Origin of the sequence: Shewanella basaltis (assembly GCF_023283885.1) — a bacterium.
GTDB lineage: Bacteria > Pseudomonadota > Gammaproteobacteria > Enterobacterales > Shewanellaceae > Shewanella > Shewanella basaltis.
Genome location: NZ_JAKILA010000002.1, coordinates 1 through 16,810 on the forward strand (window position 1 = coordinate 1; position 16,810 = coordinate 16,810).

Sequence of the window (16,810 nt, forward strand, 5' to 3'; positions counted from 1 at the left end):
ACGTTTTACTCTTTGTTGAATAGATTTTGCTTAGGTGGCTAGGCTTCAATCCATTCGCCTCGATTAACACGTTTTTAACTCGAACAAAATTCAACCAGCAAAGATCAACAGACCCTAGGTGTTATCCATGTTATTTTCTCAATTGTCACTTAATGATAGCTTGTTAAAAGCTTTGCCATTAAGCATTACCCAGCCCAGCCGCATTCAACAATTGGCTATTCCTGCCATATTGTCCGGGCAAGATGTATTAGCATTAGCTCAAACGGGTAGCGGTAAAACCTACGCCTATGGTCTACCAATGTTGCAGCGTATAAGCCAGCAACATAACCTAGGTTGTTCTGCGGTGGTTGTGGTACCAACCCGAGAACTTGCTGCACAAGTGATGCAAAACTTAACCCCATTAGCCAGCGCATTAGATTTACAGGTCGATGTGGTGTGCGGCGCAGAAGCCATTGAATTGCAAATGGAGCGACTAAGCAAGCCCGCCCATGTGATTGTTGCAACCCCTGGTCGCCTGCTTGCTTTAATTCAACAAGGCATAATTGCTTGTCATCATGTTAATTGCATGGTGTTAGATGAAGCTGACAGACTGCTTGATATGGGCTTTATTAATGACATTAATGCCATCATTACAGCCCTGCCTGCTGGGCAGCGGTTATTATTTTCGGCCACTATGCCATCGGCATTAAACGAATTAGCAGCGCAATTATTATCAACAAAGAGTCTGCGCATTGAAGCTCAGGCTCTGAACAGTGCAGTAGATGGTATTGCTCAGACGATTTACCACGTCAATAAAGGCAGCAAAGCTCAGGCACTAATACAGTTAATTAAACGACACCAATGGCAACAAGTATTGGTGTTTGTTAATGCTAAAGATGAGGCTGACGGATTATGCAAAAAGTTAGGTAAAGCAGGGCTAAGTTGTGCCGCACTGCATGGCGATAAAGAACAAGCACTGCGTAGTCAAACCTTGGCGTTGTTTAACACAAAACAACTTAACATCCTTGTGGCGACCGATGTATTAGCACGCGGAATCGATATAAATGCGCTCCCCGTGGTGATTAACATGACCTTACCACCACAGGCGTCTGTGTATGTGCATCGCATAGGGCGTACTGCGCGTGCTGGGCGAAGTGGGCTTGCTGTGTCGTTAGTGAGCCATACCGAAATGGCTTATTTAGACGCTATCAGAGCCCTAACCGCTCAGGTGCTCCCCTTAAATGAACTGACAGGATTTACCGTTACGGATAAACCGCTAAGTGATAATAGCAAACGGCCGCCACGCGATAAACAAGCCAATCGACGAACCGCAAGCAAACGCAGCAAAAGTGATTTTAGTCAGCGCAAACCTGCTCGATAGCGGCGCGAATGCGCTGATTGCACTAGTGCAAACGCCATTGTTAATAGTATAAAATAACCAGATTATGGATTGAGTATGACTCAATGAATATTAAGGGATGATCCAATGAAACCACTTGCACTAACCTTACTATTATCAACGTTATTGGCGGGATGTGTGAATAACCAGTCGCCAACTGGGCGTGGACAAACATTGCTGTTTTCTGAGGCTCAAATGCAGCAAATGGGGGCTCAGTCGTTCGAGACCATGAAGCAAAGTGAAAAAATCAGTCAAAATAAAGCGCAAACTGACTATGTCAATTGTGTGGCAAAACGCATTGTTGCGGTATTGCCTGATCAATCAATGAAATGGGATGTTGTCTTGTTCGAGTCTGATCAGGTTAATGCATTTGCACTTCCTGGAGGGCATATTGGTGTTTACACTGGATTGTTAAACGTGGCCTCAAATCAGGACCAATTAGCAGCGGTTATGGGCCATGAAGTTGCCCACGTATTAGCACAACACGGTAATGAGCAGGTCTCTCGTGCCCAATTAACTGGGTTGGGTATGCAAGTTGCGGATGCAGCCTTAGGTGCCAGTGGTGTTGCAAATAAAGATTTATATATGGCAGGCTTAGGGTTAGGTGCCAAAGTGGGTATTATTTTGCCTTTTGGGCGCAGTCAGGAGTCAGAGGCTGATATTGTTGGGCTCGAATTAATGGCTAAAGCAGGATTTAATCCTGGCGAAAGTATTTCGCTTTGGCAAAATATGGCCAAGGCGGGTGGTTCACAAGGGCCTGAATTACTGTCAACGCACCCATCACACAGTCACAGAATCGAAGACTTACAAGCGGCACAGAAGCAAGTCGTGCCACTTTATACACAGGCAAGAAAACAGTCTTTGACTGAGTGTAAAATTGCTCAAGTTAAATAATGTTTTTTGCCAACATGAGAGGTGATTATTGTGATAAACTCTCGTGCGAATTTTTAATGAATTATTGAGAGAAATTGAATTATGTCAGATTTGTTCAGCACTATGGAACAGCATGCAAGCTACGGTGTAGGTCGTCAGATGGGCGAGCAACTAGCTGCAAACTCTTTTGAAGGTATTGATATCCCTGCTGTTCAAGCTGGTCTTGCTGATGCATTTGCCGGTAAAGAAAGCCAAGTTACAATGGAAGAGCTTCAAGTTGCATTTACTGAAATCAGCCGTCGTTTACAAGAAGCACAAGAAGCCGCAGCCGCAGCCGCTACAGCAGAAGGTGATGCGTTTTTAGCTGAAAACGCAAAACGTGATGGCGTTATTGTGACTGAGTCTGGTCTACAGTATGAAGTATTAGTACAAGGTGACGGCGAAAAGCCAACATACGATTCGACAGTTCGCACTCACTATCACGGCACGTTCCTAAATGGTGATGTGTTTGACAGCTCTGTGACTCGTGGTCAGCCTGCTGAGTTCCCTGTATCAGGCGTTATTGCTGGCTGGACAGAAGCACTACAGCTAATGCCTGTCGGAACTAAACTTAAGTTATATGTTCCGCATCACCTGGCTTACGGTGAGCGTGGCGCGGGTGCTTCAATCCCGCCATACTCGGCTTTGGTTTTCGAAGTTGAGTTGTTAGACATTATCTAACCTGTTAAAAACGCCTAAGTTAACTTAGGCGTTTTTGTATAAGCAGATTTTAAGTCAACACTGGGAGAAGTAAATGACTGCTAAAGTGAGAATTGCGGTAGTAGGTGCCAGTGGCCGTATGGGCCGTACACTAATAGAGTCAGCTAAACAGCAAGAACTTATTGTGCTGGGCGCGGCCATTGAGCGAACAGGCTCAAGTCTCGTGGGTGTTGATGCTGGTGAACTGGCAGGCGTTGGAGCCTTAAATGTTGTTATCACTGACTCACTTGATTCAGTGGTTAATGACTTTGATGTATTGATTGATTTTACCTCACCAGAGTCTTCAATTATTAATCTGGATTGGTGCGCCAAAAACCATAAAGCCATAGTGATAGGCACTACAGGTTTTAATCATGCTCAAAAAGAGCAAATTAATGCTTACTCTGAGCAGGTTCCCGTTGTGTTAGCGCCGAATATGTCTGTGGGTGTTAACGTGATGTGGAAGCTACTTGAATTAGCCGCACACGTTATGGGTGATTATACGGATATCGAAATAATCGAAGCACATCACCGCCATAAAAAAGATGCACCGTCAGGTACGGCTTTAAAAATGGGTGAGGTGATTGCCGATGTTTTAGGTCGTGACTTGGAGCAATGCGCTGTCTATGGCCGTGAAGGTATTACCGGTGAGCGTGATCGCAACACCATAGGGTTTGCAACTGTTCGTGCGGGTGACATTGTGGGTGAACACACCGCAATGTTTGCAGATATAGGCGAACGGTTAGAAATAACTCATAAAGCATCGAGTCGAATGACCTTTGCTAATGGGGCGATGAGAGCTGCTTATTGGCTTTCGGATCAAAATGCAGGTCTGTATGACATGCAACAAGTGCTTGGTTTGAATTGACACAAAAAAACACCACTTAATGGTGTTTTTTTTTGAAAACAATCCGGCTCAATATAGACGCTAGTACCAATTTCTTATATAATCGTCAGAATTTGTCAAAATTTCGTAATAAAGCGGAAGTTGGTATCTTAGTGCAAAATAAAAAACCATAATTTCAGTGGCTTGGCTCTTTTCTGGAGGTCGCGTTGACACAGTCTGCCTTACTCGTACTCGAAGATGGAACCGTATTCTCTGGCACAGCAATTGGTGCTACCGGTATTTCTGTTGGTGAAGTGGTGTTTAATACTTCAATGACAGGTTACCAAGAGATTCTTACGGATCCTTCATATTCACGCCAAATTGTAACATTAACCTATCCTCACATCGGTAACACAGGTACCAATGATGAAGACACAGAATCGGATTCGGTTCATGCATGTGGCTTAATCATTCGTGACTTACCGCTTATGGCGAGTAATTTCCGTAATCAACAATCATTAAGCGATTATTTAAAAGCAAATAATGTTGTTGGCATAGCGGATATAGATACTCGCAAACTAACTCGTATTTTGCGTGAAAAAGGTGCTCAAGCCGGTTGTATTATGGTGGGTGACCTAGACGAAGCAAAAGCCCTAGCGGAAGCAAAAGCATTCCCTGGCTTAAAAGGCATGGATTTAGCGAAAGAAGTCACAACAGATAAAGCTTACCAATGGCGCAAAGGAAGTTGGGCCTTAGTAGGTGGTTTACCATCAGATACACCAGAGTCTGAACTTAAATACAAAGTTGTCGCTTATGACTATGGCGTAAAACGTAATATTTTACGCATGCTAGTTGATCGTGGTTGTGATGTGACGGTTGTGCCTGCAAAAACCTCTGCTGCAGAAGTTCTGGCAATGAACCCTGACGGGGTGTTTTTGTCAAATGGTCCAGGCGATCCAGAGCCATGTGACTATGCAATTGAAGCCATTCAACATATTTTACAAACCGAAATCCCAGTTTTTGGTATTTGTTTAGGCCATCAATTGTTGGCGTTGGCCTCGGGTGCGAAAACCTTAAAAATGAAATTTGGCCACCACGGTGCAAACCACCCGGTGAGCAACATTGAAAAAGGCAACGTGATGATCACCAGCCAAAACCACGGTTTTGCTGCAGATGAAGCCACGCTGCCTGCCAACATTAAGGTCACGCACAAGTCGTTATTTGACGGTTCGCTGCAAGGTATTCATTTAACCGATAAACCAGCATTTAGCTTCCAGGGTCACCCTGAAGCAAGTCCTGGTCCAAATGATGCCGCGCCACTGTTCGATCATTTTATCGAGCTTATTGAACAATTCCGTCAGCACGCTAAGTAACTATCTGGGAGTAGACTACGCAATGCCAAAACGTACAGATATTAAAAGTATTCTTATACTCGGTGCCGGCCCAATTGTTATTGGTCAGGCGTGTGAGTTTGATTACTCAGGTGCGCAAGCCTGTAAAGCCCTTCGCGAAGAAGGCTACCGAGTTATTTTAGTTAACTCTAACCCCGCAACTATCATGACCGACCCTGAAATGGCCGATGCAACTTATATCGAGCCGATCCATTGGGAAGTGGTACGCAATATTATTGCCAAAGAACGCCCAGATGCTATTTTGCCAACCATGGGTGGTCAAACGGCATTGAATTGCGCCCTCAAACTTGAAGAAATGGGCGTACTCAAAGAATTTAACGTTGAAATGATTGGTGCGACTGCTGATGCGATTGATAAAGCAGAAGATCGCAGTCGTTTTGACAAAGCAATGAAAGCCATTGGCCTTGAATGTCCTCGTGCAGGTATTGCCCATTCAATGGAAGAAGCTTACGGCGTATTAGACATGGTGGGTTTCCCCTGTATTATTCGTCCTTCTTTCACCATGGGTGGTAGCGGTGGCGGTATTGCTTATAACAAAGAAGAGTTTGAAGAGATTTGTTCTCAAGGCTTAGATTTGTCACCAACTAACGAATTATTGATTGATGAATCATTAATTGGTTGGAAAGAATACGAAATGGAAGTGGTTCGTGACCGCAACGATAACTGTATTATCGTGTGTTCAATCGAAAACTTTGACCCAATGGGCGTTCACACTGGTGACTCGATTACTGTCGCTCCAGCACAAACCTTAACCGACAAAGAATACCAGTTGATGCGTAATGCTTCATTAGCGGTACTACGTGAAATTGGTGTTGAAACGGGTGGTTCAAACGTGCAGTTTGGTATTTGTCCTAATACTGGCCGTATGGTCATTATTGAAATGAACCCACGCGTATCACGTTCATCGGCACTTGCTTCAAAAGCAACGGGTTTCCCGATTGCAAAAATTGCCGCTAAATTGGCGGTTGGCTTTACGCTAGATGAGCTAAGCAACGATATTACCGGTGGTAAAACGCCAGCCTCGTTTGAGCCTGCCATTGATTACGTTGTGACAAAAGTACCACGCTTTAATTTTGAAAAGTTTGCCGGCGCTAATGACCGATTAACCACTCAAATGAAGTCGGTTGGTGAAGTGATGGCCATTGGCCGTACTTTCCAGGAATCATTACAAAAAGCACTACGTGGTCTTGAAGTTAGCCGTAATGGTTTTGACTCGATTGTTGATTATAAGTCTACCGAAGGCTTACAGCGTATTCGTCTTGAGCTTAAAGAGCCAGGCTGTGACCGTATTTGGTACATTGCTGATGCTTTCCGTGCTGGGCTGTCGCGCGATGAAATCTTTAAGTTGACCAATATTGATCACTGGTTCTTGATTCAAATTGAAGACCTCATTGCTGACGAAGCCAAAGTGGCAGAGTTAGGTATGTCAGGTTTAAACGAAGACATTCTTCGCAAATTGAAGCGTAAAGGCTTTGCCGATGCCCGTCTTGCAGACGTGCTAGGTGTAAGCGATGCTGAAGTACGTAAATTACGTCACCGCTATGAGATTTACCCAGTATACAAACGTGTAGACACCTGTGCTGCTGAATTTTCAACAGACACCGCTTACATGTACTCAACCTACGAAGAAGAATGTGAAGCCAATCCATCTAACCGTGACAAAATCATGGTACTAGGTGGCGGTCCAAACCGTATTGGTCAGGGTATTGAGTTTGATTATTGCTGTGTGCATGCTGCGTTAGCTTTGCGTGAAGACGGTTACGAAACCATTATGGTTAACTGTAATCCAGAAACCGTCTCGACCGATTACGACACCTCTGACCGTTTGTACTTTGAACCGGTAACCTTAGAAGACGTCCTTGAAATCGTGCGCATTGAAAAGCCAAAAGGTGTCATTGTGCAATACGGTGGCCAAACGCCACTAAAACTTGCTCGTGCCCTTGAAGCTGCTGGAGTACCTATTATTGGTACAAGTCCAGATGCGATTGACCGTGCAGAAGACCGTGAACGTTTCCAACAAGCAATACAACGTTTAAACCTTAAGCAGCCACAAAATGCGACCGTTACAACGGTTGAAAGCGCTGTGATTGAAGCGGAAAACATTGGTTACCCGCTAGTGGTTCGTCCATCTTATGTATTGGGTGGCCGTGCGATGGAAATCGTATACGACCAACAAGACTTGCTACGTTACTTTAACGAGGCCGTTAAGGTGTCTAACGCATCACCAGTGTTACTAGACCACTTTTTAGACGATGCAATTGAAGTCGATATTGATGCAGTGTGTGATGGTGAAACCGTTGTGGTTGGCGCCATTATGGAACACATTGAGCAAGCAGGTGTTCACTCAGGTGACTCGGGTTGTTCATTGCCTCCGTACACATTAAGTGCAGAAATTCAGGCTACAATGCGTGAACAGGTTACCAAGCTTGCATTTGAACTTGGTGTTGTTGGTTTAATGAACGTGCAGTTTGCGGTAAAAGATAACGAAATCTATATGATTGAAGTTAACCCTCGCGCAGCACGTACCGTGCCTTTTGTATCAAAAGCCACTGGCGTACCATTAGCAAAAATTGCAGCACGAGTTATGGCTGGCCAAAGTTTAAAAGCGCAAAACTTTACCAAAGAAGTGATCCCGCCGTATTTTTCGGTAAAAGAAGTGGTGTTACCGTTTAATAAATTCCCAGGTGTTGACCCACTATTAGGGCCAGAAATGCGCTCTACGGGTGAAGTGATGGGCGTAGGTGACACCTTTGCTGAGGCCTATGCAAAAGCACAACTTGGTGCCACATCTGAAGTGCCAAAATCAGGCCGTGCACTGATATCTGTACGTAACAGTGATAAAAAACGTGTTGCAGCTTTAGCCGCTAAACTGATTGAGTTAGGTTATGAAATCGATGCTACTCACGGTACAGCAGTTATTTTAGGCGAAGCAGGGATTAATCCTCGCTTAGTGAATAAAGTCCATGAAGGTCGTCCACACATTTTGGACCGCATCAAAAATGGCGAATACACTTATATTGTGAATACTACTGAAGGTCGTCAAGCGATTGAAGACTCACGTCAAATTCGCCGTGGTGCATTGCGTTATAAAGTGAATTACACCACTACACTCAACGCAGCGTTTGCAACTTGTCTTGCACATGCGGCAGATGACCGTGTTAAGGTTAATTCGGTGCAAGAGCTTCACAAGCGTATTGTGGGTTAATCACCTTACCGTCTTATTAAAAGGTCGCCACAAGGCGACCTTTTTTATGACATTTTGATGATGGAGCACTAGCAAGTCGTTAAAAGCTTAGGTAAGCTGTCTGCAATCATCGAAGAGATGCATCCCAAAGACGCAGCCATACTCGATTGCGTATTTCCAAAAAAATTTTCACTGTGTTGGCATTAGCTAACACGGGATGCTTTTGTTTTTAAAGGAGACAAAGACATTATGAACAAGGTTCCAATGACAGTAGTTGGTGCGGATCAACTGCGTAAAGAGTTAGAAATTTTAAAGTTTGATCGCCGTCCAAAAATCACTGAAGCCATTGCCTCAGCTCGTGAATTAGGCGATTTAAAAGAAAATGCTGAATATCACGCCGCCCGTGAAGAACAAGGTATTTGTGAAGCGCGTATTCGTGACATTGAAGGCAAATTGTCAAATGCGCAAATCATCGACGTGAAAACAATGGAAAATACTGGCCGGGTTATTTTTGGCACAACAGTGACTATTTTGAATATCGATACCGATGCTGAAATGACGTATCGTATTGTGGGTGATGATGAGGCTGATATTAAGCGCAATTTAATATCAGTAAATTCACCTATCGCGCGTGGTTTAATAGGTAAAAGCGAAGGCGATGAAGTCTCGATCACCACACCGGGCGGGTTAACCGATTACGAAATCGTATCTGTACAATATATCTAGTTTATTTTGCCAGTGGCCTTGATGGCATAATGAAAACACTTACTGCATGCAGTAAGTGTTTTTTGTTTTGAGATGTACAGGAATTCATTTGCCTATTAATGAGCATATCATTACTATCAAGTCGGTTTCTTGTCTGCTATTGGCTTTAATTGGCGAATAACGGATAAGCATGTATGTCTGCATTAATGCGTTAAGGTATAAATGACATTTCCTTGGGCTAGAATATTATTGATGTTGCTGATAATGGGGTTGAGTTCACTCTTCCTTATTAACAGTCATTTATCTATGCTGCCCACTACTCAACTGAATTTTACACCAGTCAATAGCGTGTCATACAATGATTGTGTGGCTTTATCATCACACGATGAGGCTGATTGTGATATGTCTTCAGCGACGCTCAGCCCGTTATCTAATATCGATACCTTTATCATTTCCGATGTGATTTATTCAGGTGTCATTGATGTCAATACCACCTTATTAGGCTTTGTTGGTTCTGACAGTGTTAGCTCAGGTAGTAAGCCGCAACCCAACTCCAATGACATCCATTATGTACCGACATACTCAGCACGCTACATTAACCTTGCTCAGCATCAGCCTGATGAGGTCAATCCTCGTTATGTATTTGCTTTTGAGTTTGTTTCTCCACCAATTCCGATTTTACAAATTGGCTATCAAATCAATTTTAGTCCGCAATTAGACTGGGTGTTAACAGCGGCATCTGGTCCTTCTCGTATTTCTGCCTGGAAAGAATCCAACCAACTTTTCGTACATTCGCACACCTGCTAAAACGCACTTGTTTGACTCCCCATTCTATTAGCTAGGCTAATGGATTTGATTGTGAACCGATAATGGCTTTACGACTTTATCGTTCGCTATGCATTGTTATCGTGTCCTTGGGCACGGTTAGTGAGAGCAAGTGTTATGACATTACTATCAAACAATAAACCGTTAAATAAGCAACTCAACAAATATGCCCAGTGGAAATACTGGGTGCTGGTCGTCACCTTAATTATACTGTTTTTAAGTGCTTTGCCGTCTTGGTATGGCGAAGATGCTGCCCTGCAGTTATCGAGCAAAAAACCGACTAGCTTATCGTCAGAACAAGTGTACCAGTTGTTAAATCAAGCCGGGATTCATACCAAGCGGATTGATCAACAGAGGCAAAACACCTTGGTGGTGTTACAGCAAGCTGATCAGCAAACCCTTGCTAAAAACGTGTTATCCCAAGCCTTTGCAGAGGATGTACAGGTCACATTGGTACTGGCACCCGCTGCGCCAAATTGGTTATTAAACATGGGGTTTGCCCCCATCAAATTGGGTTTAGATTTACGAGGCGGAGTACAATTTTTGCTTGATGTTGATCTGGATTTGGTGTTCACCAATCAGGCGCTGATGGTCAGCGATTCGGTAAAACAATTTGTGCGGCAAGAACATATTAGCGCTGTGATGGTTCGTCAAGGTGACGGCGCTGAAGTAAATATTGAAGCAGCACAACCAGAGGCAAGAGGGAAAATAAGACAATTTATTACCCAGCAATATCCTTTATGGCAGGTCGTAGGACGTCAAGACACTCTGATTGTCTCGTTAAGTGAAAGTGAGCAGGTCAAGCTAACTAATCTTACCGTACAACAAAACTTACAAATTATGCGCAGCAGGATTGAAGAGCTGGGTATTACGGAAGCCTTAGTGCAACGCCAAGGTGAAAACCGCATTCGCATTGAGCTACCTGGGGTGCAAGATCCCGCCAGCGCAAAAAATGTCATTGGTGCCACCGCAAGCTTAGCGTTTTATCCGGTACTCGAAACGGGTTCCGTTAATGCCATGGTGCTCAAGGACGAACAAGGTCAACCAGTTTATGTTGCACGTAAACCTGTGTTAGGTGGCGATCATATTGTTGATGCTCGTGCTGCTATTGGGGATTTTGGTATGTCAAAAGTCAACATCAGTTTAGATACTGGCGGTGGTAAGCTCATGTCGGATTTTTCTCGCGACAATATTGGCAAACCCATGGCGACAGCATTTAGCGAATATAGCCGTAATGAAAAAGGTCAGGCGCAGCAAAGTACTAAAATCATCAGTGTCGCGACTATTCAAAGTCAATTAGGCAGTAAATTTGAAATCACTGGGGCTGGCACACACCAAGAAGCACAGCAATTAGCGTTATTACTTCGTGCAGGTTCAATGACTGCGCCAGTCACAATAGTAGAGGAGCGCACCATTGGTCCAAGTTTAGGCGCTGAAAATATTGTCAATGGCTTTGCCGCCTTGGCTTTGGGAATGGCGGTAACCTTGTTATTTATGGCCTGTTGGTATCGTCGTTTAGGTTGGGTTGCAAACGTGGCTTTGATTGCCAATATGGTGATGTTGTTTGGTTTATTAGCATTGATCCCTGGCGCCGTTTTGACCTTACCTGGCATTGCGGGTTTAGTGCTTACTGTGGGTATGGCTGTTGATACTAACGTACTTATTTTTGAACGTATTAAAGATAAGTTAGCAGAAGGACGCAGCTTTGCTAGTGCTATTGATGTGGGTTTTGACAGTGCTTTTTCAACCATTATCGATGCAAACTTTACCACAATGATTACTGCTGTAGTGTTGTTTTCAATTGGTAATGGACCTATTCAAGGCTTTGCATTAACGCTTGGCTTAGGGTTATTAACCAGTATGTTTACCGGTATTTTTGCGTCTAGAGCAATCATTAATTTAGTGTATGGCCGTGAAACTCGTCGCGCGATTAAGGTGTAACACAATGAATGTAAAAACAATAAATAATTCATCGCAAGCATTAGGTTATTTAACCAAATGGCGTTATGCATCCAGTTTAATATCAATCGTATTTATGTTGCTATCGTTAACGGTTATCGGTGTAAAAGGATTTAACTGGGGGTTAGATTTTACCGGTGGAGTGGTTACCGAAATTCAAATAGATAAGCGAATTACCGCGAGCGAAATTCAACCTTTAATAAATGCTGCTTACCAGCAAGAAGTGAGTGTGATCTCGGCCAGTGAGCCAGGGCGATGGGTGTTACGTTATGCCAATATTCCTGACGAAGCCCAGCGTCCACAATTGCACACAGTGTTAGCGCCATTAAACAGCGATATTAGCGTGCTTAACAGTAGCATTGTTGGGCCGCAGGTTGGCCAAGAGCTAGTAGAGCAAGGTGGATTAGCGTTACTGGTGGCAATGCTCTGTATTATGGGGTATTTAAGTTTTCGTTTTGAATGGCGCCTAGCGTCAGGGGCGTTGTTTGCGTTAGTGCACGATGTGGTGTTTGTGTTGGCATTTTTTTCACTGAGCCAAATGGAATTTAATTTAACCGTGCTTGCCGCCATTTTGGCGATACTAGGTTACTCGCTGAATGACTCTATTATTATTGCCGACAGAGTGCGCGAGCAGTTAGTGGCAAAGCCACAATGGAATACTACAGATATTAATAATTTAGCGGTAAAATCTACTTTTTCTCGTACTATGGTGACATCTGGTACCACGTTACTTACTGTGGTTGCCCTTTGGGTGATGGGCGGGGCACCGTTAGAAGGTTTTTCAATCGCCATGTTCATTGGGATTTTAACGGGGACTTGGTCATCGATATCGGTAGGTGCAACCTTACCTGAGTTTTTAGGATTAAAGGCGGAGCATTACCTTGTTGTGCCGTTAACTGATACCCCTTAGACATATTTAGTTAATCTTTTTTATTAAAAAAGCCGCTGATTTCAGCGGCTTTTTAATCGCGAATGATTTACTATTTTTTTGCTTTAGGTAAAGCAATCTTCATTTCAGGTGAATGACGGAAGATGACTAATACATGGCCAATAAGTTGCACTTTCGCAGACTGGGTTTCACGTATTATGGCGTCAACGATGGCATTTTTAAGCTCTCTGTCTGCAGAGGCTACTTTCACTTTAATCAATTCATGATGAGTAAGAGCGCTATCAATTTCAGCCAGAACACCTTCAGTCAGTCCGTTGCCACCAAGCAGCACCACTGGCTTTAGACTGTGCGCCAGACCTTTTAAATGCTGTTTTTGTTTGGTTGTTAAGTTCATTTGTACCAACTTTTGCTGAGTTACTGTTGAAAAACGAGTATTCTACCCTTATATAAGGCTTATGTAACTCTGAATCGTTGCGGAATTTAAATGGTAAGTAAAAAACGTACCGCGAGTTCGACTCGTTGGATGCAAGAACACTTTGATGATCACTACGTGAAATTGGCGCAAAAACGGGGGTTACGCTCACGTGCTGCTTTTAAGTTAGAAGAGATCCAACAAAAAGATCATTTGATTAAAACCGGCATGACAGTGGTTGACCTTGGCGCTGCGCCAGGTGGTTGGTCGCAAGTTGCCGTTAAATTAGCCGGCGAAAAAGGTAAAGTGATAGCCTGTGACATTTTACCAATGGATCCGATTGTCGGCGTTGATTTTCTGCAAGGTGATTTTAGAGAAGACAAAGTATTACAAGCATTGCTTGACCGAGTAGGGCAAGATAAAGTGGATGTGGTACTATCGGATATGGCACCGAACATGAGTGGTTCGGATGCTGTAGACCAACCTCGAGCCATGTACCTAGTGGAATTAGCACTAGATATGTGTCATCAAGTGTTGGCGCCTAACGGCTGTTTTGCGGTTAAAGTCTTTCAGGGGGAGGGCTTTGACGAGTACATGAAAACAGTTAAAGAGGCATTCAAAGTAGTGAAAACCCGAAAACCAGACTCCTCTAGAGCGCGCTCTCGAGAAGTCTATCTAGTGGCGACTGGTTACAAGTTGTAGTAGTCTAACGTTAATAATCGCAGGACTGTTAAGAGGTCTAGTAATTTGAGTGACATGGCAAAAAATTTAATACTCTGGGTTGTCATCGCTGTTGTGTTGATGTCAGTGTTTCAGGGTTATTCCCCCTCTTCTTCGAATTCGCAGAAGATGGATTACTCCGCCTTTTTGGACAATGTCCGAAATGGTCAAATTAACACGGTCGAAATTAAAAGCGACCAAAGAACGATTGAAGGGACAAAACGTACCGGCGAGAAGTTCACCACGATTATGCCTATGTATGATCAAGATTTAATTAATGATCTTGACCGTAAAGGCATCACCATGAAAGGCCAGGAAGCAGAAGAGTCTAGCTTCTTAACCCAAATTTTTATTTCGTGGTTCCCGATGTTGCTGCTCATTGGCGTATGGATTTTCTTCATGCGACAAATGCAAGGCGGTGGCGGTAAAGGTGCAATGTCGTTTGGTAAGAGTAAAGCCAAACTGATGAGCGAAGATCAAATTAAAACCACCTTTGCAGATGTAGCGGGTTGTGATGAAGCTAAAGAAGAAGTAAAAGAACTGGTTGATTACTTACGCGATCCCACTAAGTTCCAAAAATTAGGCGGCCGAATTCCTACTGGCGTACTAATGGTGGGGCCACCAGGTACGGGTAAGACATTACTTGCCAAAGCCATTGCCGGTGAGTCAAAAGTACCTTTCTTTACTATTTCTGGTTCTGATTTCGTTGAAATGTTTGTCGGTGTTGGTGCATCTCGTGTGCGTGACATGTTTGAACAAGCTAAAAAATCAGCGCCTTGTATCATCTTTATTGACGAAATTGACGCTGTAGGTCGCCAACGTGGTGCCGGTGTTGGTGGTGGTCATGACGAACGTGAGCAGACATTAAACCAGATGTTGGTTGAAATGGATGGCTTTGAAGGTAATGAAGGTATTATCGTTATTGCAGCGACTAACCGTCCTGATGTTTTGGACTCAGCACTACTTCGTCCAGGTCGTTTTGACCGTCAAGTGGTTGTTGGCTTACCAGATGTACGTGGTCGTGAACAGATTTTAAAAGTGCACATGCGTAAAGTGCCATTATCTGACGATGTCAAAGCCAGTGTTATTGCTCGCGGTACGCCTGGGTTCTCAGGTGCGGACTTAGCTAACTTAGTTAACGAAGCGGCACTATTTGCTGCACGTGGCAACCGTCGTGTTGTAGGCATGGAAGAGTTTGAGCGTGCTAAAGACAAGATTATGATGGGTGCTGAACGCCGCTCGATGGTGATGTCAGAGTCTGAAAAAGAAATGACTGCATACCATGAAGCTGGACACGCAATTGTTGGATGCTTAGTGCCAGAGCATGATCCTGTGCACAAGGTAACCATTATTCCTCGTGGCCGTGCGTTGGGTGTGACGTTCTTCTTACCAGAAGCCGATGCCATCAGCCAAAGCCGTCGTAAACTTGAGTCGCAAATTTCTGTGGCTTATGGCGGTCGTTTAGCTGAAGAACTTATTTACGGCAGTGAAAAAGTGTCTACTGGTGCGTCGCAAGATATTAAATACGCGACATCTATTGCACGAAACATGGTTACTCAATGGGGTTTCTCTGACAAGTTAGGTCCACTATTGTATGCCGAAGAAGAAAACGAAGTTTTCTTAGGACGCAGCATGGGTAAGTCTAAAGCAATGTCGGGTGACACCGCTGCATTAATTGATTCTGAAATCAAAATGTTTATCGATAAAAACTATCAACGTGCACAAACCATGTTGACAGAAAATATGGATATTTTGCATGCGATGAAAGATGCCCTAATGAAGTACGAAACGATTGATTCTCTACAAATCGATGATTTAATGAATCGCCGTGAAGTGCGTCAACCTGCCGACTGGCAAGTAGATGATTCGACTGACGATAAGGGCGGCGGAAATAGCGCGCCTAAAGTTGAAGACGAAAAACCAGAAGAGGCGACTAAAACAGATATTAATAATGCAGATGAATCACCTGCTAAATAAATATTCTTGTTAATACAGAAAACCCCGAAAGGGGTTTTCTTGTTTTTAATCTAAAGTAGGAAGTTACGTGTGTTTCAATTAACTCATGCCAGTAAAACTCTCGATTTGTCAGCACCAGTGGTGATGGGGATTGTCAATGTCACTCCAGATTCGTTCTCTGATGGAGGTGATTATGCTCAATTTGAACAAGCTTGCCGTCATGTAGATAACATGGTTAAGCAAGGCGCGTTAATTATTGATGTGGGAGGTGAGTCAACTCGCCCCGGTGCAACTGAAGTGAGTGTTGAACAAGAGCTTGAGCGTGTAATCCCGATTATTGAATACACAGCTAAAAAACACAATGTATGGATTTCTATCGATACCAGCAAGCCACAAGTAATGGAAGCTGCGGTTAATGCTGGTGCAAACATGATTAATGATGTGAGGGCTTTGCAAGCACCTGGCGCGTTAGCGATGGCCGCCTCGCTCGATGTGCCTATTTGTTTAATGCACATGCAAGGCGATCCGCAGACAATGCAAAATGCCCCTATTTATGACGATGTTGTCGATGAAGTTGCCGCCTTTTTCGAGTTGCGTATCGCCTATTGTGAAGCCGCTGGCATTAAGCGTGAGCGCTTAATTCTTGATCCAGGTTTTGGCTTTGGGAAAACTTTAGCGCATAATTACCGATTATTGGCCATGCTGCCAAAGTTGCATGAATTTCATTTGCCCGTTTTAGTTGGCTTATCACGCAAGAGTATGATTGGTAATCTGCTAGGACGAGATACAGACCAGCGTCTAGCTGGCAGTTTAGCTGGCGCATTAATCGCGGCACAACAAGGTGCGCACATTATTAGAGTGCATGATGTGGTGGAAACTCACGATGTGCTCAAAGTAATGTCAGAAACCATGGCGTACTTATAATCAAAAATA

At 43.8% G+C, this 16,810-nt stretch carries 14 protein-coding genes; 13 read left to right on the forward strand and 1 reads right to left on the reverse strand.

The genetic code is table 11. The features are described 5' to 3' along the window. Positions 1-127 precede the first annotated feature (127 nt). The 10 genes from L2703_RS01840 to secF all read left to right on the forward strand — a co-directional run bounded on the left by L2703_RS01840 (position 128) and on the right by secF (position 12,810). Positions 128-1,360: a DEAD/DEAH box helicase gene (locus L2703_RS01840; protein WP_248969454.1), complete on the forward strand. Its 1,233-nt coding sequence runs from the start codon at positions 128-130 to the stop codon at positions 1,358-1,360. A 105-nt stretch (positions 1,361-1,465) separates the two neighbouring features. Next, positions 1,466-2,272 (forward strand): M48 family metallopeptidase, encoded by an 807-nt coding sequence (locus L2703_RS01845; RefSeq protein ID WP_248969455.1) that lies wholly within the window; start codon positions 1,466-1,468, stop codon positions 2,270-2,272. 81 nt (positions 2,273-2,353) lie between these two features. Next, complete coding sequence (gene bamJ / locus L2703_RS01850) at positions 2,354-2,971, forward strand: BamJ family beta-barrel-assembly machinery protein (RefSeq protein WP_248969456.1); 618 nt, start codon at positions 2,354-2,356, stop codon at positions 2,969-2,971. Positions 2,972-3,044: 73 nt separating this feature from the next. Further along, complete coding sequence (gene dapB / locus L2703_RS01855; RefSeq protein ID WP_248969457.1) at positions 3,045-3,857, forward strand: 4-hydroxy-tetrahydrodipicolinate reductase; 813 nt, start codon at positions 3,045-3,047, stop codon at positions 3,855-3,857. A gap of 173 nt (positions 3,858-4,030) precedes the next feature. After that, the gene (gene carA, locus L2703_RS01860) at positions 4,031-5,188 is read left to right on the forward strand and encodes a glutamine-hydrolyzing carbamoyl-phosphate synthase small subunit (protein ID WP_248969707.1); all 1,158 of its coding nucleotides are present in this window, start codon (positions 4,031-4,033) and stop codon (positions 5,186-5,188) included. Between the two features lie 22 nt (positions 5,189-5,210). Next, a complete protein-coding gene (gene carB / locus L2703_RS01865) occupies positions 5,211-8,432 on the forward strand; it encodes a carbamoyl-phosphate synthase large subunit (protein ID WP_248969458.1) in 3,222 nt (1,073 codons plus the stop codon). 228 nt (positions 8,433-8,660) lie between these two features. Continuing rightward, positions 8,661-9,137, forward strand: coding sequence for a transcription elongation factor GreA (gene greA, locus L2703_RS01870; protein ID WP_248969459.1), 477 nt, complete (start codon positions 8,661-8,663; stop codon positions 9,135-9,137). Positions 9,138-9,518: 381 nt separating this feature from the next. Next, complete coding sequence (locus L2703_RS01875) at positions 9,519-9,923, forward strand: hypothetical protein (protein WP_248969460.1); 405 nt, start codon at positions 9,519-9,521, stop codon at positions 9,921-9,923. Between the two features lie 135 nt (positions 9,924-10,058). Continuing rightward, complete coding sequence (secD, locus tag L2703_RS01880) at positions 10,059-11,882, forward strand: protein translocase subunit SecD (protein WP_248969461.1); 1,824 nt, start codon at positions 10,059-10,061, stop codon at positions 11,880-11,882. 4 nt (positions 11,883-11,886) lie between these two features. Next, positions 11,887-12,810, forward strand: coding sequence for a protein translocase subunit SecF (gene secF / locus L2703_RS01885; protein WP_248969462.1), 924 nt, complete (start codon positions 11,887-11,889; stop codon positions 12,808-12,810). Positions 12,811-12,880: 70 nt separating this feature from the next. On the opposite strand, the gene yhbY is transcribed toward secF, so the two are convergent. After that, positions 12,881-13,183, reverse strand: coding sequence for a ribosome assembly RNA-binding protein YhbY (gene yhbY / locus L2703_RS01890; RefSeq protein ID WP_160055271.1), 303 nt, complete (start codon positions 13,181-13,183; stop codon positions 12,881-12,883). A gap of 90 nt (positions 13,184-13,273) precedes the next feature. Here yhbY and rlmE point away from each other — a divergent pair, with 90 nt between their 5' ends. The 3 genes from rlmE (at position 13,274) to folP (ending at position 16,801) form a co-directional block, all read left to right on the forward strand. Then, entirely contained in the window at positions 13,274-13,903 is a 630-nt protein-coding gene (gene rlmE / locus L2703_RS01895; RefSeq protein ID WP_248969463.1) for a 23S rRNA (uridine(2552)-2'-O)-methyltransferase RlmE, read from the forward strand. Positions 13,904-13,948: 45 nt separating this feature from the next. Further along, the gene (gene ftsH / locus L2703_RS01900; protein WP_248969464.1) at positions 13,949-15,898 is read left to right on the forward strand and encodes an ATP-dependent zinc metalloprotease FtsH; all 1,950 of its coding nucleotides are present in this window, start codon (positions 13,949-13,951) and stop codon (positions 15,896-15,898) included. 123 nt (positions 15,899-16,021) lie between these two features. Further along, positions 16,022-16,801 carry a dihydropteroate synthase gene (folP, locus tag L2703_RS01905; protein ID WP_283107776.1) on the forward strand — a complete coding sequence of 260 codons (780 nt, stop codon included), beginning with the start codon at positions 16,022-16,024 and terminating at the stop codon, positions 16,799-16,801. The last annotated feature ends 9 nt before the right edge of the window (positions 16,802-16,810 follow it).